The 20,565-nt window shown below is 42.9% G+C and carries 24 protein-coding genes; 12 read left to right on the forward strand and 12 right to left on the reverse strand.

Annotated elements, in window-relative coordinates; translation table 11 throughout:
* Nucleotides 1-98: 98 nt before the first annotated feature.
* From ACQY1X_RS15800 to ACQY1X_RS15810, 3 genes are read right to left on the reverse strand one after another with little or no spacing between them, the layout of a single operon-like run.
* The gene (locus ACQY1X_RS15800) at nucleotides 99-290 is read right to left on the reverse strand and encodes a hypothetical protein (protein ID WP_130758344.1); all 192 of its coding nucleotides are present in this window, start codon (nucleotides 288-290) and stop codon (nucleotides 99-101) included.
* Nucleotides 263-493 (reverse strand): hypothetical protein, encoded by a 231-nt coding sequence (locus ACQY1X_RS15805; protein WP_430014864.1) that lies wholly within the window; start codon nucleotides 491-493, stop codon nucleotides 263-265. The genes ACQY1X_RS15800 and ACQY1X_RS15805 overlap by 28 nt, the downstream gene beginning before the upstream one ends.
* Before the next feature lie 40 nt (nucleotides 494-533).
* Nucleotides 534-1,037 carry a thermonuclease family protein gene (locus tag ACQY1X_RS15810; protein WP_430014865.1) on the reverse strand — a complete coding sequence of 168 codons (504 nt, stop codon included), beginning with the start codon at nucleotides 1,035-1,037 and terminating at the stop codon, nucleotides 534-536.
* 133 nt (nucleotides 1,038-1,170) lie between these two features.
* On the opposite strand from ACQY1X_RS15810, the gene ACQY1X_RS15815 reads away from it, so the two are divergent.
* Entirely contained in the window at nucleotides 1,171-1,335 is a 165-nt protein-coding gene (locus ACQY1X_RS15815; protein ID WP_430014866.1) for a hypothetical protein, read from the forward strand.
* A 105-nt stretch (nucleotides 1,336-1,440) separates the two neighbouring features.
* Here the strand turns inward: ACQY1X_RS15815 and ACQY1X_RS15820 are convergent, their stop codons facing one another.
* From ACQY1X_RS15820 to ACQY1X_RS15835, 4 genes are all read right to left on the reverse strand, one after another.
* On the reverse strand, nucleotides 1,441-2,484 hold the full coding sequence (locus tag ACQY1X_RS15820) for an IS630 family transposase (protein WP_430014867.1): 1,044 nt from the start codon (nucleotides 2,482-2,484) through the stop codon (nucleotides 1,441-1,443).
* A gap of 176 nt (nucleotides 2,485-2,660) precedes the next feature.
* Nucleotides 2,661-2,828, reverse strand: coding sequence for a DUF5615 family PIN-like protein (locus tag ACQY1X_RS15825; RefSeq protein WP_002774733.1), 168 nt, complete (start codon nucleotides 2,826-2,828; stop codon nucleotides 2,661-2,663).
* On the reverse strand, nucleotides 2,818-2,961 hold the full coding sequence (locus ACQY1X_RS15830; protein WP_002736704.1) for a hypothetical protein: 144 nt from the start codon (nucleotides 2,959-2,961) through the stop codon (nucleotides 2,818-2,820). Before ACQY1X_RS15830 ends, ACQY1X_RS15825 begins: the two co-directional genes overlap by 11 nt.
* Nucleotides 2,962-3,105: 144 nt before the next feature.
* Nucleotides 3,106-3,897, reverse strand: a complete 792-nt coding sequence (locus tag ACQY1X_RS15835) for a Uma2 family endonuclease (protein ID WP_002735258.1) — start codon at nucleotides 3,895-3,897, stop codon at nucleotides 3,106-3,108.
* A gap of 67 nt (nucleotides 3,898-3,964) precedes the next feature.
* Here ACQY1X_RS15835 and ACQY1X_RS15840 point away from each other — a divergent pair, with 67 nt between their 5' ends.
* From ACQY1X_RS15840 to ACQY1X_RS15860, 5 genes are all read left to right on the forward strand, one after another.
* On the forward strand, nucleotides 3,965-4,117 hold the full coding sequence (locus ACQY1X_RS15840) for an anacyclamide synthesis AcyG domain protein (RefSeq protein ID WP_430014868.1): 153 nt from the start codon (nucleotides 3,965-3,967) through the stop codon (nucleotides 4,115-4,117).
* Between the two features lie 312 nt (nucleotides 4,118-4,429).
* Complete coding sequence (locus tag ACQY1X_RS15845; RefSeq protein ID WP_002742186.1) at nucleotides 4,430-5,455, forward strand: aldo/keto reductase; 1,026 nt, start codon at nucleotides 4,430-4,432, stop codon at nucleotides 5,453-5,455.
* A complete protein-coding gene (locus ACQY1X_RS15850) occupies nucleotides 5,452-5,859 on the forward strand; it encodes a gamma-glutamylcyclotransferase family protein (RefSeq protein WP_430014869.1) in 408 nt (135 codons plus the stop codon). Before ACQY1X_RS15845 ends, ACQY1X_RS15850 begins: the two co-directional genes overlap by 4 nt.
* Before the next feature lie 59 nt (nucleotides 5,860-5,918).
* A complete protein-coding gene (psb35, locus tag ACQY1X_RS15855; RefSeq protein WP_002737145.1) occupies nucleotides 5,919-6,119 on the forward strand; it encodes a photosystem II assembly protein Psb35 in 201 nt (66 codons plus the stop codon).
* Nucleotides 6,120-6,364: 245 nt separating this feature from the next.
* A complete protein-coding gene (locus ACQY1X_RS15860; RefSeq protein ID WP_430014870.1) occupies nucleotides 6,365-7,147 on the forward strand; it encodes an endonuclease/exonuclease/phosphatase family protein in 783 nt (260 codons plus the stop codon).
* A gap of 184 nt (nucleotides 7,148-7,331) precedes the next feature.
* On the opposite strand, the gene pyrR is transcribed toward ACQY1X_RS15860, so the two are convergent.
* Nucleotides 7,332-7,865, reverse strand: coding sequence for a bifunctional pyr operon transcriptional regulator/uracil phosphoribosyltransferase PyrR (pyrR, locus tag ACQY1X_RS15865; protein ID WP_002736112.1), 534 nt, complete (start codon nucleotides 7,863-7,865; stop codon nucleotides 7,332-7,334).
* A gap of 136 nt (nucleotides 7,866-8,001) precedes the next feature.
* Here pyrR and ACQY1X_RS15870 point away from each other — a divergent pair, with 136 nt between their 5' ends.
* Nucleotides 8,002-9,399: an amidase gene (locus ACQY1X_RS15870; RefSeq protein ID WP_430013109.1), complete on the forward strand. Its 1,398-nt coding sequence runs from the start codon at nucleotides 8,002-8,004 to the stop codon at nucleotides 9,397-9,399.
* Here the strand turns inward: ACQY1X_RS15870 and ACQY1X_RS15875 are convergent.
* On the reverse strand, nucleotides 9,392-11,266 hold the full coding sequence (locus ACQY1X_RS15875) for an ABC transporter ATP-binding protein (RefSeq protein ID WP_430013110.1): 1,875 nt from the start codon (nucleotides 11,264-11,266) through the stop codon (nucleotides 9,392-9,394). The genes ACQY1X_RS15870 and ACQY1X_RS15875 overlap by 8 nt on opposite strands.
* Before the next feature lie 417 nt (nucleotides 11,267-11,683).
* Here ACQY1X_RS15875 and ACQY1X_RS15880 point away from each other — a divergent pair, with 417 nt between their 5' ends.
* From ACQY1X_RS15880 to ACQY1X_RS15900, 5 genes are all read left to right on the forward strand, one after another.
* Nucleotides 11,684-12,319, forward strand: a complete 636-nt coding sequence (locus ACQY1X_RS15880; RefSeq protein ID WP_430013111.1) for a FeoA family protein — start codon at nucleotides 11,684-11,686, stop codon at nucleotides 12,317-12,319.
* A gap of 42 nt (nucleotides 12,320-12,361) precedes the next feature.
* Nucleotides 12,362-14,692 carry a Fe(2+) transporter permease subunit FeoB gene (feoB, locus tag ACQY1X_RS15885; protein ID WP_430013112.1) on the forward strand — a complete coding sequence of 777 codons (2,331 nt, stop codon included), beginning with the start codon at nucleotides 12,362-12,364 and terminating at the stop codon, nucleotides 14,690-14,692.
* A gap of 31 nt (nucleotides 14,693-14,723) precedes the next feature.
* Complete coding sequence (locus tag ACQY1X_RS15890) at nucleotides 14,724-14,963, forward strand: FeoC-like transcriptional regulator (protein WP_430014871.1); 240 nt, start codon at nucleotides 14,724-14,726, stop codon at nucleotides 14,961-14,963.
* A 271-nt stretch (nucleotides 14,964-15,234) separates the two neighbouring features.
* A complete protein-coding gene (locus ACQY1X_RS15895; protein ID WP_430014668.1) occupies nucleotides 15,235-16,644 on the forward strand; it encodes an IS4-like element ISMae7 family transposase in 1,410 nt (469 codons plus the stop codon).
* 283 nt (nucleotides 16,645-16,927) lie between these two features.
* Nucleotides 16,928-17,911 carry a methyltransferase domain-containing protein gene (locus ACQY1X_RS15900; RefSeq protein WP_430014872.1) on the forward strand — a complete coding sequence of 328 codons (984 nt, stop codon included), beginning with the start codon at nucleotides 16,928-16,930 and terminating at the stop codon, nucleotides 17,909-17,911.
* Nucleotides 17,912-18,033: 122 nt separating this feature from the next.
* On the opposite strand, the gene ACQY1X_RS15905 is transcribed toward ACQY1X_RS15900, so the two are convergent.
* The 3 genes from ACQY1X_RS15905 to ACQY1X_RS15915 are packed head-to-tail and all read right to left on the reverse strand — an operon-like array spanning nucleotide 18,034 to nucleotide 20,342.
* Nucleotides 18,034-18,732 carry a metallophosphoesterase family protein gene (locus ACQY1X_RS15905; RefSeq protein ID WP_002760212.1) on the reverse strand — a complete coding sequence of 233 codons (699 nt, stop codon included), beginning with the start codon at nucleotides 18,730-18,732 and terminating at the stop codon, nucleotides 18,034-18,036.
* Nucleotides 18,733-18,753: 21 nt separating this feature from the next.
* Entirely contained in the window at nucleotides 18,754-19,563 is an 810-nt protein-coding gene (locus ACQY1X_RS15910; RefSeq protein WP_024970229.1) for a metallophosphoesterase family protein, read from the reverse strand.
* Entirely contained in the window at nucleotides 19,563-20,342 is a 780-nt protein-coding gene (locus tag ACQY1X_RS15915) for a hypothetical protein (protein ID WP_430014873.1), read from the reverse strand. The genes ACQY1X_RS15910 and ACQY1X_RS15915 overlap by 1 nt, the downstream gene beginning before the upstream one ends.
* Nucleotides 20,343-20,565 lie beyond the last annotated feature (223 nt).

A 20,565-nucleotide genomic window follows, 5' to 3' on the forward strand; every position in this document is an offset into this window, starting at 1 on the left:
CTAACTTTTGGACACGATGCACAGTTGGCATTCATACCTTGATTCAGCAACGCCTTCTCAGTTATCAGTTATCAGTTATCAGCGATCAGTCAACAGCCCTAAATGAAACTGGCATTAACCTGATAGGAGATCAAATCTCCCTCGACAAAGAAGCTGAGGCCGTAGCGACCCGGTGTTAAATTCAAGGATAATCGATAGCTGTACTGAACCGAACCGACGACGGTGGCGACACCCTTACTATCGAATCGCACTAACTCGGTGATCACGTTGGGTTCGGTGGCGAGTTCCAAACGAAGGTTACGCGAAGTCCTGATCTTAGTCTGTCCACACTATCCCAAACGCCGCAGCGATTAGTTTCCCCTAAATGACCGTCAACCTCGAAGCTTTTGCCCGTCCTTGCGGTTCCCAGATCGAGCGCCCCGCCCCATTCCCGACTCAGATCCAGTCTGGCATAAATCTCGCCGTCCATTCCAGTAATGATGTCTCTGTTCATAATTCACCCTTGCAATTTCCCTATATCTACAGATCAAAAACTAGCGATTCCGTCGTCGCCATTCCCAGGGTGGCATCGGGTTTCCCCCGCAAATTCCCTTGCGGTTCGATCGAGCTTCGGTAAAAGCCCTTTCGATTTCTTTCCAGCTTGGACAGTTGCCCTTGAATCGATCGTAAGCCCAAACCATACCATCTTTTACCTGCTGCAGTTGAACTAGCTGACCGTTGGCGTACACCTCGGCCACGGTGCGCCCAAATCGATCTGTATCGATAGCATTGATAGTGACTTGGTTATTTGCCCGGTTAAGAAGCGATCGCAAGTGATCACGACTGGCGATGCCGTTTTCCTGTTTGATTTCTGGGGCATCAACACAAGCGAATCTGATTCTCTGCTCTTTTCCGTCACAATCGACCCTAATCGTGTCGCCGTCGTGTACCGAACCCCTGACCACCGTGCAAGTGCGGGTATTGGCTAAGGTTGAGGAGGGAAGGTTCTGACAGGACACCAACAGTAAGGCGATCGCTAAAAGGAAAAAACGCTTCATGGTTTTGGGGTGGTATTGCCGTCCATTTTAAGGTGGTGAGGATGTCAACGGCAAAATTTCCGTAAAGAGGTTGATTCCCATTGATTAATATGTCAAGTTCCCTGCCGTAAAGAATCAATGGATACTTGAGGCAATGATGATTACAGAATTAAATATCCGGTTAGAAGCCACCGAAAAAACAACCAGAGAAATAAGGCGACGGAAAGAGGCTATCGACCGGCAGTCGGCCGAGTTTAACCAGTGGATGACCGGAATCAAAGCAAGACTAGATGCGATCGCTGGTAAGATCGAAAAATAGCGAAGATTTAAAAGGGAATCCAATCAACTCGGTCAATCCATTCTTCTGCTTCGGATGCTTCCTAAATCAGATATAATTCTTCTGCCCAGATTTCTAAATTATACTTTAGACGTTCATAATCTGAGATTTATTAAACTTCTGAAATCGTAGAGTCAGCAAGGAATCCAGTTCTTTTTTATGTTTCAGATGGGCATCATTCAGACATTCATAAATGGCTGAAGAAAAGTCAGAAAAGTTTTCATAATATTTACCATGTAAACATTTCTTTTTGACAAATTTCCACAGCCTTTCAATTAAATTTAGATTAGGCGAATAAGACGGCAGATAGAGTAGCTCTATTGACAAAGAAAGAGCCAATTCTTCAACAATTTTACATTTCTGATAGCGGGCATTATCTAAGACTAGAGTGATGGGAATCATTAGTCCTAAAGCAGCTATTTTTTCAAGAAGTTCACAGACTTGAGTTGCCGTAATATAAGTGTCATTAGTAACTAGAATAACTTCATGAGTTATTGCATTTAATGCTCCTAAAACATTGAAGCGTTTACGCCCGCTCGGTGACTTAACAAAAAGTCTCTCAAAACACCAAACAAAACCGAGAAATGCTCCCATGACGAAGTGAGCGGCATCAACAAAAAAAACAGCCCTTTTTCCTTCTTTAGCCTCATTTAGTCTGGGTTCTAGCTTTTTTTCTTTGTAGTCTTCTTGTTCATCTGGGTCAGCTTTAGAAGGAAGAGAACCTATTTTTAAACATTTCATTCCCAAGGATTTTAAGAATTTCCTCACTTGGGTAGGACTTCGTTTTATCCCTGTCAATTCTTCTATTCTATATACAGCTTCATTTATTGTGGCTGGTGGATTTTTCTCGAAATATTTTTTGAGTGTTTCTCTTTGAGACTCTAATTCACTTTTAGGGCGATAGAAGTTGATTTCTTTTAATTTTTCTATTCCGCCCTCTTGATAATCTCGAAGATAGGTTAATAAGGTATTTGGCGAGATTCCTGCTAACTGACAAATTTTTTTGTGCGGTATCTTTTGGCTTTTTAACCAGAGAACTTCCATCTTCAGTTGAACCCGGGGATAAGGATGATGAAATCTTTCATAATACAGTGAGTTCTTTTCTTCTTCCGTGAATTCTAGGTTAATCATGTTTTTAATGAGTGCTTTGCTTCTAATTATGACTCTTGAACTATATTATTGTCTTTGAGTAAAAAATGCAAGTTATAACCGTGCAAAGTATAGCACTGGGACGCAACCATAGTAAACCCCAAATATGTCCCCCCTTATCCCAATGGTTTTTCAGGTGTCCGGGCATACTGCGACAATTATTTGGTAACTAACAACCGTTGAAATGATGCAACATAATCTAGGATTTCTGAGTCTAAAGTTCCCAGTGGTGGTGCATCGGGTTCACCTACTCGCAAAATATCGAGATTAGGATTCAATCGCAACAGAGATATTTTGAGGTCTGGGGATAAGTTTTCATCTAACAAAAACCGGATTCTCAGAAGAGTTAAAATAGTCTATAGTTACTTGCGCCATAAAAGCCCTTTTCTTAAAACCTGTCAGCTTTTTTGCCGCATCTTTCAAGCTTGATTTGATTTTTTCAGTCAGTTCAGTTACCATAGTTGAGAGTGGGAGTAACAAGTTGCTTCTCTAGTCTAGATGGTAATTTATTAATACGCAAGTCCCTTACTTTTTCGTAAGTCATCTTTCAATCTTAACTCTTAGACTATTTTATCCTATTTTGTCTAGACTTATGCAAGAGATCTAATCTTTAGGTTCTATCCCCAAGGCCCTTAACTGTTCCGCTAGGCGATCGGCTCGTTGTCGTTCCTGTTCGGCTCGTTGTCGTTCCTGTTGAGTGGATTCCTGGGAAGTTAACAACAAGTTACCTTCCCCATCCCACCAGCGAAGCCAGGGAAAGAACTGATTTTGGTATTCCCCTTGCCAAATTCCTAACTCTACCTTTAAAGGAGTAATGGGATAATGACCGCGCTGATTAGGAGTCATTTTTTGGTAACGACCATTAACTAACTGGTACATCTCGATCTGAGCCTTGTTAACTTCATAAATCCCATAAAAAGGAATTTGAATCGCTCGCTCATAGATCCAAAATTTACCCTTAACAGGCGTTTTATCCCGTTCTTCTTCACCATTACCAGAGACAAATTCTAAGGCAATAACCGGTTCAATGGTTTCTTTCCACATCACAAAGGAACGGCGAACTTGACCATCAATCGTTGTGGGGACATGGGGAACATAAAACCAATCGGGAGCAACAGCACCCTTTTCTAGGGATTCTGGATACTCTGGCAATCGCCAATAAATCCCACAATCTCGACCCAGACAGTAATTACCGTCAGGATGTAATTGTTCTAAAAGGGGTGTAATAGTATGCGTTAAAAGGTCTGCTTGGGGAGGCTCTTGATAGTTTTTCACAAAACTTCCATCTTTATCGGGGAGTTGGGTGTGGTCGGGTAAAGGGGAAGCGCAATACGCTGTGGTCGAAGGTTCCTGAATTGTGGTTGAGGGTTGTACAGTTTGGGTCATTGAACTCATCTTTAATTCCCCTATTTTTGTTATCTAGCTTTTATTCTATAACTGTTCTTCAAAACCTGCAAAAACTATGCCTGATCTCAATGCTATCCTCGGAATGACCGCTCTTCGCTCCCAGACAAAAGGCGATCCACGCATCAAAATCGCTGTTCTTGATGGACTAATTGATTTAGATATCGTCTGTTTCCAATCAGCAAATATTACCCGCCTTGATCCCTATTAGTCGGAAGAATTTACCATCGATCCGCAACACTTACAAGCCTTTTTAGATGTAGAAAAAAGTGGCAAAAGTGAGGAAGAAAAAGAGCATCTGTTCAAAGAAGAAATCCCCGAGGAAAACATCCGCAACAGTTTGCATTTGCGCTTCCATGCTAACCATATTATCAGCACCATTTGCGGCCAGCCAGATTCACCGCTCCCCGCTCCCCGCTCCTCTATACCTTCTCAACGGAATTTAGTATAACCACTGAGGCCAGGGTTAGCTGTCGATCAAATTCAATTATAATTAACTTCTTATTCAAAATTTTAGTTAATTATGCGTTACAAACTTTTAGGTAATAGTGGTCTGCGAGTTTCCGAACTATGTCTAGGGACGATGACATTCGGGGAAGATTGGGGTTGGGGAGCGGATAAAGAGGAAAGTCGGGCGGTTTTTCAGGCTTTTGCGGAAGCGGGCGGCAATTTTCTCGATACTGCTAATATCTACACTAACGGAACCAGTGAAACATTAGTGGGGGAATTTGTCAAGGGCGATCGAGAAAAATGGGTAATCGCCACGAAATATTCTCTCAACACCCGTCCCGGGGATGTCAATGCCTGCGGAAATCATCGAAAAAACCTCTTTCAGGCGGTAGAAGCTAGTTTAAAGCGTTTAGGTACTGATTATATCGATTTACTCTGGCTTCATATTTGGGACTCTCTCACTCCTATGGAGGAAGTGATGCGTGCTTTCGATGATTTGGTCAGGATGGGAAAAGTGCTTTATATCGGCATTTCTGACAGTCCTGCTTGGATTGTCTCCCAAGCAAACACCCTGGCCACCCTACGGGGATGGACACCCTTTATCGGACTACAAATAGAATATTCTCTCAAGGAACGCACCCCCGAACGGGAATTATTGCCTATGGCCAAAGCATTAAACATCGGTGTGACAGCTTGGAGTCCCCTGGGAGGAGGAGTTTTAACGGGAAAATATAATCAACCCAACCCCGTCGATGGTCGTTTAAGCATGACCGACCAACCTTTTCAAATTCTCGATCGCGATCTGAAAATTGCCGAGACCGTCCTAGAGATTGCCAGAGAAATCGGGAAATCACCGGCACAAGTGGCGTTAAATTGGCTCAGAAATCGCCCTAACCCTATAATTCCTATCATTGGCGCTCGAAGATTGTCCCAATTGCAGGATAATCTCGCCTGTGTGGATTTTAACCTGACTGGGGAACAGCTGCAACGACTTGATAATATCAGTGCCATTTCCCTCGGGTTTCCCCAGGAACTTTTAGCCAGTCAATTTGTTCGCGATATCCTATTAGGAGGAGTAGCGGCACAATTGGACCGATGATGGAAGTCTTTGTTTATGGAACCCTGAAACCTAAAGAGAGTAACTATTCTGCCTACTGTGCAGGAAAAGTGATCAACTCTAAAACCGCCTACACAAGGGGGCATTTATACCATCTTACCGCCCTCGGTTATCCCGGACTGACCGAGGGGGATGGCTGGGTGAAGGGAATTTTATTGACTTTTAACGCAGATTATGATATTGGGCTTTTGGATGGTTTGGAAGATTATCAACCCGGCAGATCTCCAGAAGAAAACGAGTATCAGCGTCGCAGAATCCTTATTTATAATCTAGAGCGAGAATTAATCTGCGAAGCTTGGGGATATATGATGACACCGGCAAAAATAGCTTTTCATGGCGGTGTTTGGCTGCCTTCCGGTTGGTGGACCAGTAGCGATCGAGAATAGGGATGAGGGGGCCGATTCTGTTAAGATATACAAATTAAAAGCTTAATCGTGAAAAAATTATGTATCTACTCCTAGAAGTGGCCAGTGGCAAATTCCCCGTTTATTTCGTGGCAGTTTATGTGGTCGGTTTTCTGGCTGCTGTCACCATCGGTTCGATCGCTTGGTATAATTCTAAGCGCCCGGTTGGTTGGGAAGATGCCCAAAGACCGGATATTATCCCCGAAGTGAAGACAGATATAGATTCTGATTCTCGATCCTAGAAAAAGGCAGTTATCAGTTATCAGCTTCTCAAGGCAAGAGGCAAGGGGCAAAACACAGAATCTGGCAATTCTCCTACCTAAAAAGAAGGTTAGAAACTAAGCACATCAAAGCTTTTAGCTTAACAAATTAGGTTTTAGATTCAGACCTTGTTATCAGATGTGGGTTTTCAGTTCACTGATTACTGATTACTATTTACTGACAGAACTACCCATTCCCTTCCATCTTCCCTATTCTCCATTTTGCTATGAAACTAACAGCGATGTCCTTTAATATTCGCTACGATAAACCCGATCCTGATGAGCGTAATTGGCGAGTAAGAAGGGAAGCAGTAGCGGCTTTAATTGCTCACTATTCTCCCGATATAATTGGTACTCAGGAAGCTCGCGCTAATCAACTATTGGATCTACACCGTTTATTGCCAAAATACCAAAGTTTAGGTAGTGATCGCAGAGGGACAGGATTAGATGAACATTGTGCGATTTTATATCAACCAAGTCGGTTAAAATGTTTAGAAATATACGAATTTTGGCTATCAGAAACTCCCGATGTTATTGGCAGTATTACTGAAGCTTGGGGTAATCCTTATCCCCGCATGGTAACGGGGGCTAAATTTCGCACTCTTGAGGGGCAAACTTTGCAGTTTTATAACACCCATCTCGATTACTATAGCGACAAAGCTAAGGACTTAGGTGCTAAGTGCATACAGGAGCGTTTTTGTCAACTAAATTTAACAGAAGATTACCTATTTTTAACGGGGGATTTTAATGTTAATTCTCAGCAATTACCCCGTCAGATTTTAACTCAACCTCTCCAGTCAGAAATTAAATTAAAGGACGCTTTAGCCGATTTGGAATTAGCGGAACAAATGAGCTTTAATAATTACACCGATACCCCCTATTTAGCCATCGATACCATTTATTATGATAACCGTTTGCAGTTAGATTGGGCTAAAGTCGATCCTTGCCGTTGGTTGAATCTTATTCCTTCCGATCATTATCCTGTAATTGCTGCTTTTACCTTGCCCTAGAAATAGATTATTTTTGTATTTAGCAAATATATAGAGGGTGAAAGCTTCAGCAGACTTTAGTAATTCAATGGTTAAATTTTTTCGGTGTTTTCAACAGGAAAAGACTCAAGAAGTGCTATTTTCGTGGCTATTATCGAGGCAATTCTGTTTATTTTCCTCCGGGGATTAGTTACCAATTATCTGTTTATTTGATTAATTCCACCCCATCTTTGCCGTCAATCTCCTGTAGATAAACTCTTACCTGTTCCTCGGCTGCGGTGGGGAGTTTTTTGCCAGTAAAATCTGGGTGAATTGGTAATTCCCGATGACCACGATCAACGAGGACTAATAAGCGGATTTTTTGCGGTCTGCCATACTCAATAATAGCATTAAAAGCGGAGCGGATTGTGCGACCTTTGTAGATAACATCATCAACTAAAATCACGGTTTTTCCCGTGACATCTAGGGGCATTTTGGTTTTAGCCGGAGTGCGGGTTTTAATGCGATCAAGATCGTCGCGATAGAAGGTAATATCGATCGCTCCCACGGGAACTTTTACCCCTTCTAAGCTCTCAATTTGACTAGCAATTAAATTAGCTAAAGGCACTCCTCGCGTGTAGATACCGATCAAAATCAAATTATTCAAATCGCCACTTTTTTCGATAACTTCGGAAGCTAAACGGGTAATAGTGCGACGAATTTCGTCAGCCGAGAGAATTTCAATTAACTGTGGGGTCATAATTTTCAAAGACAAGGGGGAATAGGGGATAGGGAAATTTTTACAGTAATGGTCTTTTTTTACTTTTTCTTTTAAAACCATCTCCATCACTAACGAATATAATTATTTTCACTTACCTATTTTAACTCGATCGCTCATGAGTGATGAATTATTGCAAAAATCTGCCCTAGAATTAGCCCAACTGATTCGCACTAAACAAATCTCCCCCCTAGAATTAACCCATTTATACCTCGACAGAATTGAGAAATTTGACTGTCAAATTGGTAGTTTTGTCCATGTCGCCAGGGAAAGCGCCCTAGCCACCGCGGGCGCCCAAACGGAACAATTAAGTCAAATCGCCGCTACTGCCGAATTACCGCCTTTTTTTGGAGTTCCCACCGCCATTAAAGACTTAAATGCCGTCGCTGGAATGCCAGTTAGTTACGGAGTCGCCGCTTTACAGGGAAATATCGCCCAATACGACGAAGGAATCGTCACCAGAATGAAAATGGCGGGTTTTATCCTTCTGGGCAAAACTGCCACTTCCCAGTTAGGGTCCTTTCCCTACACCGAAAATCCGGGTTTTTTGCCGACTCGTAACCCCTTCAACTGCGATTATACCGCAGGAGGTTCCAGTGGTGGCGCGGCGGCGGCGGTAGCGGCGGGTTTCTGCCCGATTGCCCAGGGTTCCGACGGTGGCGGTTCGGTGCGTACTCCGGCGGGTTGTTGCGGTTTGGTGGGGATAAAACCCAGTCGCGGGCGCGTTTCCTATGCCCCGGTGGGGGAATTTCAAAGCGGTATCGCCACTAACGGCACTCTTTCTAAGACGGTGGCAGATGGGGCGGCGCTGCTTACCGTGATTTCGGGCTATACGACGGGCGATCCCTACTGGCTACCCGATCCGCCCTTTTCTTTCCTAGAAGCCACTCAGAGAGGCGTAAAACCCCTAAGAATCGCTTTTTCTACTTCCATATCCCCCTTCGGCGAAGCGGCTGCCGTCTATAAAAATGCTGTGATCGAGACGGCTAAAATTTTAGAGGGTATGGGGCATCACTTAACGGAGTATTCTCCCGATTTACAGGCTTTAATCGCTCCTTTTCGCCGTATTTGGCAAGCGGGGACGGCAGCGGCGGCAATTCCCAGGGAGTTATTAAGTCCCCTTAACCAATGGTTATTGGACAATTCTGGCAGTGCGGGGGAATACCTGCAAGCGGTGCGGCAGATGCACGTTATTTCGCGGCAAATTGTGGCGATGTTTGATAATTTTGATGTCTTACTTTTGCCAATTTTTCTACATCAACCCCCCGGAATTGCTGAGTGGGAAAATTTACCACCGGAAGAAGCGGTTGATAAGATGATTCGTTGGATTGCACCTTCTCCGATTGCTAATGCGAGTGGTTTACCCGCGATTGCTTTACCCACAGGAGTGGATAGTCAGGGTTTACCCGTGGCAATTCAGTTAGTAGGTAAACCTGCTGATGAAATCACTTTGTTAGGTTTATCGGCACAATTAGAGGCAGCTAATCCTTTCGGTTTGATGGCTAATTTTAACTAGCAAGACTTTCGGTAAATTGGGGAATGGAAGCGATAAGTTTACGCGTGTAATCGCTTTGGGGAGAGTTGATAATTTCGTTAGCTGTACCGATTTCCTCAATTTTACCTTTATTCATCACCATAATCCGATCGCTCATAAATCTGACGACACTTAAATCGTGGGAAATAAAGATATAAGTGAGATTAAATTCCTGCTGTAATTCTTTGAGTAAATTTAAGACTTCCGCTTGTACGGAAACATCTAAAGCAGAGACAGATTCATCACAGATAATAAACTGAGGATTTAAGGCTAAAGCGCGAGCAATACACACCCTTTGTCGTTGTCCTCCCGATAATTGATGGGGATAGCGATCGAACCAAGTAGGATCGAGTTTAACTCGTTCTAATAAATATTCTACTCGTTGCCGTCGCTTTTGGGAATTGCCGCCAGTATGATGAATAACCATCGGTTCTAAAATTGCTTTACCGATGGATAAACGGGGATTCAGGGAGTTGTAGGGATTCTGAAAAACTATCTGTAATTCCCGTCGCAGTAGTCTTAATTTTGGATCGCTGGGATTTAATTTAGCGAGATTTTCTCCTCGGAAATAAATATTTCCGGAAGTGGCAGGAATTAAGCGCAGAATTGTCCTTGCTAGGGTGGATTTTCCGCAGCCCGACTCACCGACTAAACCGAGGGTTTCCCCCCGTTTAACGGCAAAACTGACCTGATCTACGGCATTAAAAAAGGTCTTTACTTGCCCGAAAACTCCCTTAACTGGAAATCTAACCGATAAATTTTCTACTGATAAAATATTCTCATGATTCTGTAAACCTGCGATTCTGCTTTCTTCCTCCTGGAGAGTAATAAATTTAACTGCTGGTGGAGTAATTTCCTGTAATTCAATAATCTTACCTTGAGAGTCTTTTTCCACTTGTAAAAAATCGCTGACGGTGGGCAATTTTTCTGGACGAGAGTTTAAGCGAGGACGACAGGCAAGTAAACCTTTTGTGTAGGGATGTTGGGGATAATTTAATACTTCTTCTTTAGTTCCCTGTTCGACAATTTCTCCTTGATACATCACGACAATTTGATCGGCAATTTCGTTAATAACTCCTAAATCGTGGGAGATAAAAACCATTGACATTTCTCGATCGCTTTTACACAAATCGCGTAATAATCTTAATATTTCTGCTTGGACAGTCACATCTAAAGCGGTGGTTGGTTCGTCAGCAATTAATAGAGTAGGATTACAAGAAATCGCCATGGCAATCATTACCCTTTGTAATTGTCCCCCCGATAATTCGTGAGGATAACGCTTGAGAATTGCTTCTTTTTGTTCTTGAATATAAGTTCTAATTTTTTCTCTAACATGACCCTTATTTTCTAAGGGAAAAGTTTCTATATATTTCTCCTCTAACTGTTGATCACTGGGTAATAAGCGCACTTCTTGCAGTAGAGAGATGGCTTGATTTTTTGCCTGTTCGGGGGTGACTTTTTGATGCAGTAAAATTGCTTCGGTGAGTTGAAACTCGATGTTATAGACTGGATTAAGAGAACTCATTGGTTCTTGGAAAATCATTGCCATTTCTCCCCCGCGATAATAACGAAATTCTTCCGGGGGAATAGATAATAAATCTACTACTTGCATTGACTGACCTTTTGCTGGACGAAAGCAAATTTCTCCCCCGGTAATTTTTCCCGGAGAGGGAACCAATCCCATGAGTGCGAGGGAGGTGACAGATTTTCCTGAACCCGATTCCCCCACACAACCGAGAACTTGACCTTTCTGCAAGCTAAAACTAATGTTATTAACGGCGACTGTTGTTCTTTTCTGATTGGAAAATTCAACGGTGAGATGGTGAACGTCGAGAATTTTGTTATCCATAGGTCTTTATTCAGAAAAACAGATTCGATTTACTTATTAAATATAGCTTTTTCTGTTCCCAGTAGCTGGGTGCAATTAATTGGTAGATAGCTGGGGGAATCTCCCTTGCAAGGGAGAATTTTGCCAGCATTAGTGAATATTTTCGTCTCTCAGCGATCGCCATTTACCGGAGACTGGCGACTTTTTTAAAGAAAAAATTTTCTTTCCTGTCTCCCCTTTTAGATTAGACTGGTAATTGAGAATAATTAGCATTTATTTAAGCGATCGCAAGTCTTAGACAGTTTCAAAACCGTTGACTGAGGCTGACAGTAGTGCAGTTCTCACCCTTTGGCTACTTCAGTAAACTCGATGAGCTATCAAGGAATTATTGTCACTCTTGAATGAAAGACCTTCATTACCTTTGGAGATAAAAAAAGCATGGACGATAAAATTAGACCTAATCAACCAGAAAAACTAGAAAAATCGCCAAATAAAGCCCAATTTTTCCGTTGGGGTGGTAAAAAGACAGAATTATATAATGTCACTCCCACGGGTAATGACTTGGCTGCCACCTATCCCCTCGCACAAGTGGAAATGGGAAAAACCGTCTGGTTAGTGGGATTTCAGGGGACAGGAGGGATCAATCGACTCCTAGGTATGGGATTAAACCCCGGCATTCAATTACAGGTAATTAGTTCCCAAGGGAGGGGATCAGTTTTAATTGCCATTCAAGACAATCGTATCGGTATCGGGGCAGAAATGGCCGAAAAAATCCTCGTTAGTGACAGTCAACCGAAAAAACTGGAACCCAAAAAAGACCTACCTGAAGTAAGAACATTTCTGCGGGAGATACCCATAGGAAAAGCGGGTAAAGTCGTCGGTTATGACCGAGCATTGCGCGGATACAAAGGAAAATTGTTATCAATGGGATTAACTCCGGGGACAGAGTTTACCGTTATTCGCGTCGCACCTTTGGGGGATCCCGTCGAGATTCGAGTGCGGGGATTTCATCTCAGTCTGCGTAAACAGGAGGCAGACACTTTAATCGTCGAAGAAATAGACCCAGAAAGCTAAATTTAATCATCTAAGCCTATTCGTAACTAAATATCCTAAATTATGGTCAAACCGATTATCGCCTTAATTGGCAATCCTAACTGTGGCAAAACTACCCTTTTTAATGCTCTCACAGGGGCCAATCAACGGACCGGCAACTGGCCGGGAGTAACAGTCGATCGCAAAGAGGGACGATTTCAAGTTAACGGGGAAGATATCACCCTTGTGGATTTACCCGGAGTCTATTCCCTCGATGTGGAAGAAGGGGAGACAGGAATGGATGAATTAGTCGCTAGGGACTATCTGCTGTCAGGAGAAGCGGATTTAGTGATTAATATCGTCGATGCTTCTAATTTAGAGCGCAATCTCTACCTTACTACCCAAATCATGGAGATGCGTTTACCGATGTTGATTGCCCTGAATATGATGGATGTGGCCAAAACTAGGGGTATTGTGGTTAATCCGCAACTCTTAAGCGCTCGCATGGATGCAATTGTCGTGGCGATTAGTGCGGTTAAAGGGGAGGGAATCGGAGAATTAAAGCAAAAAATTGGGGAATTAGTCGATGATATTAGCCATACTGCCGCTTATGTGGCTTATCCTGCGGTAATTGAGGAAGCTCTGAGCGAGATTGTTGCCTACATTAACGACCATAGCAGTAAAAGGATCGTTGAGCCAAGATGGACCGCTTTAAATCTACTGCAATACGAGGATCGCATCGCCCCAGAATTGCGCTCCCAGGAACTATTAAGCATTATCGTCAAGCATAGACGACAAATACACCAAGTTTTAGGGGAAGACCTTGATATTTTAATTGCTGATACTCGTTATGGCTTTATTCAACAAGTTACTCAGGGAGCCACTCAACGGACTGGACAAATAAATGATACCATGTCCGATCGCCTTGATCGGATTGTTCTCGATCGCTGGTTAGGAATTCCGATATTTTTGGGCGTAATGTACCTAATGTTCTTGTTTACCATCAATGTTAGTGCTGCCTTTATCGATTTCTTCGATTTAACTGCCCAGACTATCTTTGTCGATGGTTTTGGCCAAGTTTTACAAAAAATCCATACCCCAGGTTGGCTAATTGCTCTGCTCGCTGATGGAGCGGGGGGAGGTGTGCAAACCGTCGCCACTTTTATCCCCGTAATTGGCTTTATGTTCCTCTTTTTGTCAATTTTAGAGGATTCCGGCTATATGGCCCGGGCAGCCTTCGTCATGGACCGATTGATGCGTTTGGTGGGATTGCCGGGTAAATCCTTTGTTCCCATGCTAGTGGGATTTGGTTGCAATGTACCGGCAATTATGGCCACCAGGACCCTAGAAAATTCTCGCGATCGTTTAATGACGATTATGATGAACCCTTTTATGTCCTGTGGGGCCAGATTACCTGTTTATGCCCTATTTGCGGCGGCTTTTTTCCCCATAGGAGGTCAAAATATCGTTTTTGGTCTTTATATCTTAGGAATTCTCGCCGCTATTTTGACGGGATTGGTGATGAAAAAAACCCTACTCAAGGGAGAAGTCAGTCACTTTATTATGGAATTGCCTCCCTATCATCTACCGCGTCTGAAAGGGGTTTTAATTCGCACTTGGGAACGTCTGCAAGCGTTTTTATGGAAAGCTGGACGAGTTATCGTTTTAATGGTGATGATTTTGGGACTACTCAACTCCCTTAGTTTTGATGGTTCTTTTGGTAATCAAGACAGCGAGCGATCGGTTTTAAGTGCTACCAGTAAAGCTGTAACTCCTATTTTCTCACCCATGGGACTAGAACCGGAAAATTGGCCGGCAACAGTGGGAATTTTTACGGGAGTTTTTGCCAAAGAAGCGATGGTAGGGACATTAAACTCGATTTACAGCCAACTAGCAGGGGAAGATAACCCGAATAAGGGGGCAGCACAGGTAAAATTCGACTTTTGGGGGCAAATTAAGGAAGCTATCGCCACTATTCCCGCCAATTTAGCGGAATTACCCAATCAATTACTTGATCCCTTGGGTTTAAATATTGGTAATTTGCAAGATCAAAAAACGGCTGCCGAGAAGCAAGAAGTAGATTTAGGAATCTTTGGGGCAATGGCGAAAAGATTTGATGGTCAAGCGGGTGCTTTTGCCTATCTATTGTTTGTTCTGCTCTATTTTCCCTGTGTTTCGGCCACATCGGCAGTATATCGCGAAACTAATGCCGGTTGGACTGCTTTTATTGCCCTCTGGACCACAGGAATGGCCTATATTGTTGCCACTTCCTTCTATCAAATCGCTACTTTTTCTCGACATCCGGGATTTTCTCTCTTTTGGATAGTCTTGATGGGTTTAACCGTAGTCGGGGTTTTATTCACCTTAAAAAATCTCCGTCCCCGAAAAATCAATCGTCCCCTCTCCACTTCCTAACTCCTAAATTTACCTTTCTAGGTTGATAAAGATGATTTTAATTGATATACAGGCTTATCTTGCCAAAAATCAGAAAGCATCTCTGTCTGACTTATCCACACACTTTCGGATGTCAGCGGATGCCTTAAGTCCCATGCTCGATCGCTTGCTGAAAAAAGGGCGAATTCGCCTGATTTCCCTAGAAAAATGCGGAGGATGCAGCCGTTGTTCTCCGGAATCTATGGTTTTTTACGAATGGATTGAAGGCAATTCCGCAGGGACAAACAGATAAAAGTTTAATACTACAGAAGTGATCTAAGTAGGTAGGCGTTAAAAGTTGTCAGATCCCCCCGCCTATCGGCACCCCCCTTATCAAGGGGGATCCCCCCGCCTATCGGCACCCCCCTTATCAAGGGGGATCCCCCCGCCTATCGGCACCCCCCTTATCAAGCTATCCATTAGTCGGATCTTTCTTAACAAAAAGAGAAGAAACTTAAAAAAAGGGGAAACGATTGATAGGTATAGTTTTGAAAGAAGGAATTAAGGTGGAGGTAAGCAAAAAAATGGAGAAATGGGCAGCCCAAGAATTACAATATGCAGACCTGGGGGACACCAGAAGAAAGAAAAGGTTAATCAGTATCGTAGAAAACTTGGCCAGCCAACCTAGTACAAGTGTGCCACAAGCTTCGGGAAATCTAGCCGCAGCGAGTGCCACCTACGACTTTTGGAATTCCCCCTATTTTCACCCCTCAGATATAATTGCCGCCCAAGCCAAAAGTACAGTAGAAAGAATCAAAGAACATCCAATAGTTTTGGCAGTGCAAGACACAACAAGTTTAGACTTTACGACGCAAAAAGCCAAAAAAGGAATGGGTTATCTAGATTATAAAAAATCCTTTGGTCTCAAAGTTCATACCACCTTAGGAGTGTCAGCGCAAGGAATACCTTTAGGACTGATTAATCAATATGTCTGGGCAAGAGAAGAAAAGAATTTAGGGATTGCCAAGCAAAGAAAAAAAAGAGAAACCGAAGAAAAAGAAAGTCAAAGATGGTTAGAGTCTGTATCAGAAACACAACAACAAATACCCGAAGATATTCAAGTAGTAACAATCGGAGATTGTGAGGCAGACATATTTGATTTATTTGCCCAATCAAGAAGTCCTAACTCTCATTTATTAATCCGAGGAACTCATAACCGAAAAGTTAACTATCTCGAAGACAAGCAAAGGTCAGGGCATCCAGAACCTAAATATTTACATCAATCCATCAGAGAAATAAAAGCCTGTGGTAGCCTAGATGTGCAAGTAAAACGCAATCCTAATCACGAGGCTAGACTAGCTAAACTAACAGTTAGATTTGCCAGTTTTGAAATACAAGTACCTAAGCATCACTCGAAAGCGAACCCTCGTCAACCGGTCAAATTACAGGTAATTTTAGCTGAAGAAGAAAATCCGCGTCCTGGAGTTAATCCTATCAGTTGGCTCCTCTTAACTAGCCTAGACATTAGTAGCTTTGAATCAGCGATAACCTGTGTGCGCTGGTACAGTTATCGCTGGTTGATAGAACGCTATCATTTTGTTTTAAAAAGTGGTTGTGGATTAGAAAAACTGCAATTAGAAACGGGTCGTAGAATTGAGATGGCCTTAGCTACCTATTCAATTGTAGCTTGGAGATTACTCTGGTTAACCTATCAAGCACGCTTACACGGAGAGGAGAGTTGTGAAAGTTTTTTGGAAGAACATGAATGGCAATCTTTGTGTGCCACTATTCATAAAAAGAGTCCGCCACCTGAAAAGCCGCCCTCCTTTCGAGAAGCGGTCAGAATGATTGCTTCTCTTGGGGGGTTTTTAGGTAGAAAAGGTGACGGTGAACCAGGTGTTAAAACTATTTGGTTGGGACTGCGAAGGTTACATGATATCAGCCAGACTTGGAAACTATCTCATCAAATTAGTCCCCCCATAGAACCCCCTTGAGCCATCTTGCACACTTTTCTCTTTTTGTCAAATTTTATGTTAAGAAAGATGTGACTAATGGATAGCTTATCAAGGGGGGCAGGGGGGATCGAACCTAAAATCCATTTTTAATTTAATTATAACCAGCTACTTAACTATTAAGATAACTGCTGTATTATCAGTCGCTTTCAACGGGGATAGTTAATTTCTGGCGAGGAACCAAAGTCACTCAACCGCAGAACCTCAAGGTTGTATAATCTTTAAGAGTTATTAAGCTTTGTATCAGTTTGCTCGGCAGCATTTAATGAATATACTTTTGCTGACATCATCTTTAGGTTTACTCCTAGCGATCGCTATCGTCGTCTATTTTGTTTCCTCTCGCAAGTACCAATCGTCGGACTCGGTGGCCAACTCCTACGACCAATGGACCGAGGACGGGATTTTAGAATATTATTGGGGCGAACACATCCATTTAGGTCACTACGGTTCCCCACCAGAAAAAAAAGACTTTCTAGCGGCAAAAGCCGACTTTGTGGCGGAAATGGTCTCTTGGGGAGGTTTGGATAAACTACCCACCGGTGCAACTCTCCTCGATGTCGGTTGTGGTATTGGTGGCAGCAGTCGCATTCTGGCCCGCGACTACGGATTTGCCGTTACCGGTGTCACCATTAGTCCCAAACAAGTGGCACGGGCCAAAGAACTAACACCCCCAGATGTAAATGCTCGCTTTTTGGTCGATGATGCCATGGCCCTTTCTTTTCCCGACGAGAGTTTTGATGTGGTCTGGTCAATTGAAGCCGGTCCCCATATGCCGGACAAAGCCGTTTTTGCTCAGGAATTACTGCGAGTTCTCAAACCAGGGGGAGTCCTAGTGGTAGCGGACTGGAATCAGCGAGATGACCGTCAAAAACCGCTCAATTTCTGGGAAAGTCCTGTAATGCGCCAACTTTTGGATCAGTGGTCCCACCCCGCTTTTGCCAGTATCGAAGGTTTTGCCGAACAGTTAGCGGCCACGGGATTGGTAGATGGGGAAGTGATGACTGCTGACTGGACAAAAGCCACTCTACCCTCTTGGATTGATACCATTTGGCAGGGGGTGATTCGTCCCCAAGGTTGGTGGCAATTTGGTCTAACTGGGTTGCTTAAATCCGTCCGAGAAGTGCCGACAATTCTGCTGATGCGTTTGGCCTTTGGTACGGGTTTATGTCGTTTTGGGATGTTCCGCGCTGTTCGCGCTCAATCCCATCTGCAAGTAAGTCAGCAAGAGTCTCTTACCTCAGTTATCTAGCTGGTTATAATTAAATTGAAGATAAATCCCCCCTTGATCCCCCTTGATAAGGGGGGTGTCTGATAATTTTTAACACCTACCTACTTAAATTAATCTTTAATATTTAATTAATCTCTGAAAGATTAATAAGGTACGGTTCTAAACTCCACGCAATTATTACTAGGATTATAGAGAGTGTAAACTGCTTTATTTAATTCTTTACCAACGCTACCAACCCCAATTAAACGCTTATCTTGAATCGTCAAAGTTTGACTTGGTTGCCGTTTATCTAAAGTAGTAACAGTGCTAGTTAAATTAGCGGACTGTAAAGAATAATCAAAAACTTTTCCCGCACGACCACAAAATAGATTATTAACTCCCACCCGTTGCAGTCGATCTAAAATTTGCCATGGGGGAGTATCGGGGGTTAATTCTTCACTAACACTGACACTACTGCCATGAATTAATAAACAATCCAACTCGACAAAACCAAAATCGAGATTTCGTAACCATTGCACCGTTTCTAAAGAAACTGCATCCCAGAGTTGTTTAGTGCTGTCAATTCCATGTTTATCGATTAATTCCGTCGGTTCTCCTGTGGCTCCTAAACTGTGTAAAATTAAACATTGTTCTTCCCACCATCCCCGACAAACCTGTGGATATAAGTTATTTTTAGTGGGATAACGTATTTGTTCTACTAGCATTTCACTATCGGGATTAACACCGATAAAATCTCCTAAAATATATAAATTTTCTACAGTAACTGACCGTTGCTGAATATCTTCCAAGACCGCTTGATAGGCTGGTAAATTGCCTTGAATACCGCTTAAAATTGCCCACATAATTTCTTGATTTATCACAAATTAACGTTCGCAAACATGAGTCGGATCATCGGCTTTTTCCGCATATTCTAGACCCTTAGCCAATCGCCAAGCGAAAATAGGAGGTAAACCCGATGCTAAAATAGCCTGACAGGTTTCCTGATAGTTATAGGCCACTTCTCGCAGTTGTACCGCTGCCGTTTCTCGATCGTAAATCACATAGGTGGCATTTGGACGACCGTGACGCGGTTCTCCCACCGATCCCACGTTGATGATACGTTTAACCGGTGTGGTAAATTGCCGCGACTGTTCCCCATCGGGTTGATACACTTTTATTTGCAAGCTTCCCGCGTCGAGAGTGCGAATGTAGGGGATGTGGGTATGTCCACAGAATAAAACCTCTGTATCTACCGATAAAACCCGTTCTAAAGCCGTAAAAGCGTCCATTTCGGCTAAAAGATACTCATGGTTACTTTGGGGACTACCATGGACAAAACAGAGGTGATCTAGCTTAAAAATTTCGGGCAGTTTTGACAAATAATTACGGTTTTCTGGGGTGATTATTTGATTTGTCCACTCATGAGCTAATCTACCGCGTTTTTCTGCTAAAAGCGACGGATAACTGCACTCACAGGCATTTAATCCCTCGACGATATCCTCATCCCAACACCCTTGTACCGTGGTAATCCCCAGTTGACGGATTTTTTCCACCACTTGGTTAGGATGGGGTCCATACCCAACCAAATCCCCTAAACAGTAGATTTCTTGACAACCCTGTTGGTCTAAATCTTCCAAAACAGCATTAAAAGCGGGCATATTGCCATGAATACAGGATAAAACGGCTATTTTCATCAGATTAACTCCATTTCTGGCTCTAAAGATTCTTGAAATTGTTGTTGATAATACAAAAGTGCCTCATCGGACAGACAACAATCACTCAGGGTATCGGCAATTGTCGGTTTATCGAGATTGCGACCGACGATTTCAATCCCACTAAAGCGATTCGGTCTCCCATCGAGATTTAAGGGGAAATTTAAGCTTTGAAAGTCTTTTTCTGGCCATTCATCCATAAATTCCCCATAAATACACTGACCATCGATGATATCGAAGATACTTTTAACCCGCAGCACTTCCCCATAGGCCCCTTGGGTTAATTCTGTCCAAAAGGTGGTTAAACTGGAAAAATCGAGGATTTCTCCCGTTAAAACGGCTCTATAAATCTGTATTTCTCGTTTTTTTAACCATTGATCACCTTTTATGGTTGTTTTGACGGGACTGATGACTATTTCATCGACGGGAACTTGTCCTTCGGGGATTTCTCCGTCTGGAGACGTAATCGCTACCCGATGACAATTGAGGGGTTTTAGAAAGCTTTCGAGGGATTGCGTGTCTAAATGCCATGGTACTTCCATATAGATCGTGTTTTCCATGGATAAACTGCTCAAAAGGTCTTCTTCTTCCCTGGAAATAGAGGACAACTGGGGAAAGTCACTCTGTAAAGTGAGATGATCAATGGGAAAAGTTTCCGTCTGGGGACTAAAATATAGACTTGGCTGCTTGCTTTGGGCGATTTGTTGGCGAATCCAATGGGTTTTTCCCGCAGCTATACCCCCCGTCACCACGATAATCATTTTGCTCCTTCTTTATTGTGGTAATGATAATCATTCTAGCATAAGTCAGATTGGGGCAAGTAATCTTCCTTAAACCAATCCTCTAGACTTAGTAAGGTTATTTTGGGAAAAATTGGCGGTTTCTTGGGATATTAATCATGGTTATGGCTCTTTTCTCTAGGATACCATTGGCTTTGTCCATCGGGTAAATCAACTAAGATAATTCCCCTCATTTTTAATTGTG

It is taken from the genome of Microcystis protocystis FBCC-A270, from assembly GCF_050500235.1.
In the GTDB taxonomy this organism is placed as follows: domain Bacteria; phylum Cyanobacteriota; class Cyanobacteriia; order Cyanobacteriales; family Microcystaceae; genus Microcystis; species Microcystis ichthyoblabe_A.

Excerpts from the sequence above, each read along its gene's own strand:
- ACQY1X_RS15805 (WP_430014864.1), bottom strand. The coding sequence starts at position 493 with ATGAACAGAGACATCATTACTGGAATGGACGGCGAGATTTATGCCAGA.
- ACQY1X_RS15810 (WP_430014865.1), bottom strand. The coding sequence starts at position 1,037 with ATGAAGCGTTTTTTCCTTTTAGCGATCGCCTTACTGTTGGTGTCCTGT.
- ACQY1X_RS15815 (WP_430014866.1), top strand. The coding sequence starts at position 1,171 with ATGATGATTACAGAATTAAATATCCGGTTAGAAGCCACCGAAAAAACA.
- ACQY1X_RS15820 (WP_430014867.1), bottom strand. The coding sequence starts at position 2,484 with ATGATTAACCTAGAATTCACGGAAGAAGAAAAGAACTCACTGTATTAT.
- ACQY1X_RS15830 (WP_002736704.1), bottom strand. The coding sequence starts at position 2,961 with ATGGTAACTGAACTGACTGAAAAAATCAAATCAAGCTTGAAAGATGCG.
- ACQY1X_RS15835 (WP_002735258.1), bottom strand. The coding sequence starts at position 3,897 with ATGAGTTCAATGACCCAAACTGTACAACCCTCAACCACAATTCAGGAA.
- ACQY1X_RS15840 (WP_430014868.1), top strand. The coding sequence starts at position 3,965 with ATGCCTGATCTCAATGCTATCCTCGGAATGACCGCTCTTCGCTCCCAG.
- ACQY1X_RS15845 (WP_002742186.1), top strand. The coding sequence starts at position 4,430 with ATGCGTTACAAACTTTTAGGTAATAGTGGTCTGCGAGTTTCCGAACTA.
- ACQY1X_RS15850 (WP_430014869.1), top strand. The coding sequence starts at position 5,452 with ATGATGGAAGTCTTTGTTTATGGAACCCTGAAACCTAAAGAGAGTAAC.
- psb35 (WP_002737145.1), top strand. The coding sequence starts at position 5,919 with ATGTATCTACTCCTAGAAGTGGCCAGTGGCAAATTCCCCGTTTATTTC.
- ACQY1X_RS15860 (WP_430014870.1), top strand. The coding sequence starts at position 6,365 with ATGAAACTAACAGCGATGTCCTTTAATATTCGCTACGATAAACCCGAT.
- pyrR (WP_002736112.1), bottom strand. The coding sequence starts at position 7,865 with ATGACCCCACAGTTAATTGAAATTCTCTCGGCTGACGAAATTCGTCGC.
- ACQY1X_RS15870 (WP_430013109.1), top strand. The coding sequence starts at position 8,002 with ATGAGTGATGAATTATTGCAAAAATCTGCCCTAGAATTAGCCCAACTG.
- ACQY1X_RS15875 (WP_430013110.1), bottom strand. The coding sequence starts at position 11,266 with ATGGATAACAAAATTCTCGACGTTCACCATCTCACCGTTGAATTTTCC.
- ACQY1X_RS15880 (WP_430013111.1), top strand. The coding sequence starts at position 11,684 with ATGGACGATAAAATTAGACCTAATCAACCAGAAAAACTAGAAAAATCG.
- feoB (WP_430013112.1), top strand. The coding sequence starts at position 12,362 with ATGGTCAAACCGATTATCGCCTTAATTGGCAATCCTAACTGTGGCAAA.
- ACQY1X_RS15890 (WP_430014871.1), top strand. The coding sequence starts at position 14,724 with ATGATTTTAATTGATATACAGGCTTATCTTGCCAAAAATCAGAAAGCA.
- ACQY1X_RS15895 (WP_430014668.1), top strand. The coding sequence starts at position 15,235 with ATGGAGAAATGGGCAGCCCAAGAATTACAATATGCAGACCTGGGGGAC.
- ACQY1X_RS15900 (WP_430014872.1), top strand. The coding sequence starts at position 16,928 with ATGAATATACTTTTGCTGACATCATCTTTAGGTTTACTCCTAGCGATC.
- ACQY1X_RS15905 (WP_002760212.1), bottom strand. The coding sequence starts at position 18,732 with ATGTGGGCAATTTTAAGCGGTATTCAAGGCAATTTACCAGCCTATCAA.
- ACQY1X_RS15910 (WP_024970229.1), bottom strand. The coding sequence starts at position 19,563 with ATGAAAATAGCCGTTTTATCCTGTATTCATGGCAATATGCCCGCTTTT.
- ACQY1X_RS15915 (WP_430014873.1), bottom strand. The coding sequence starts at position 20,342 with ATGATTATCGTGGTGACGGGGGGTATAGCTGCGGGAAAAACCCATTGG.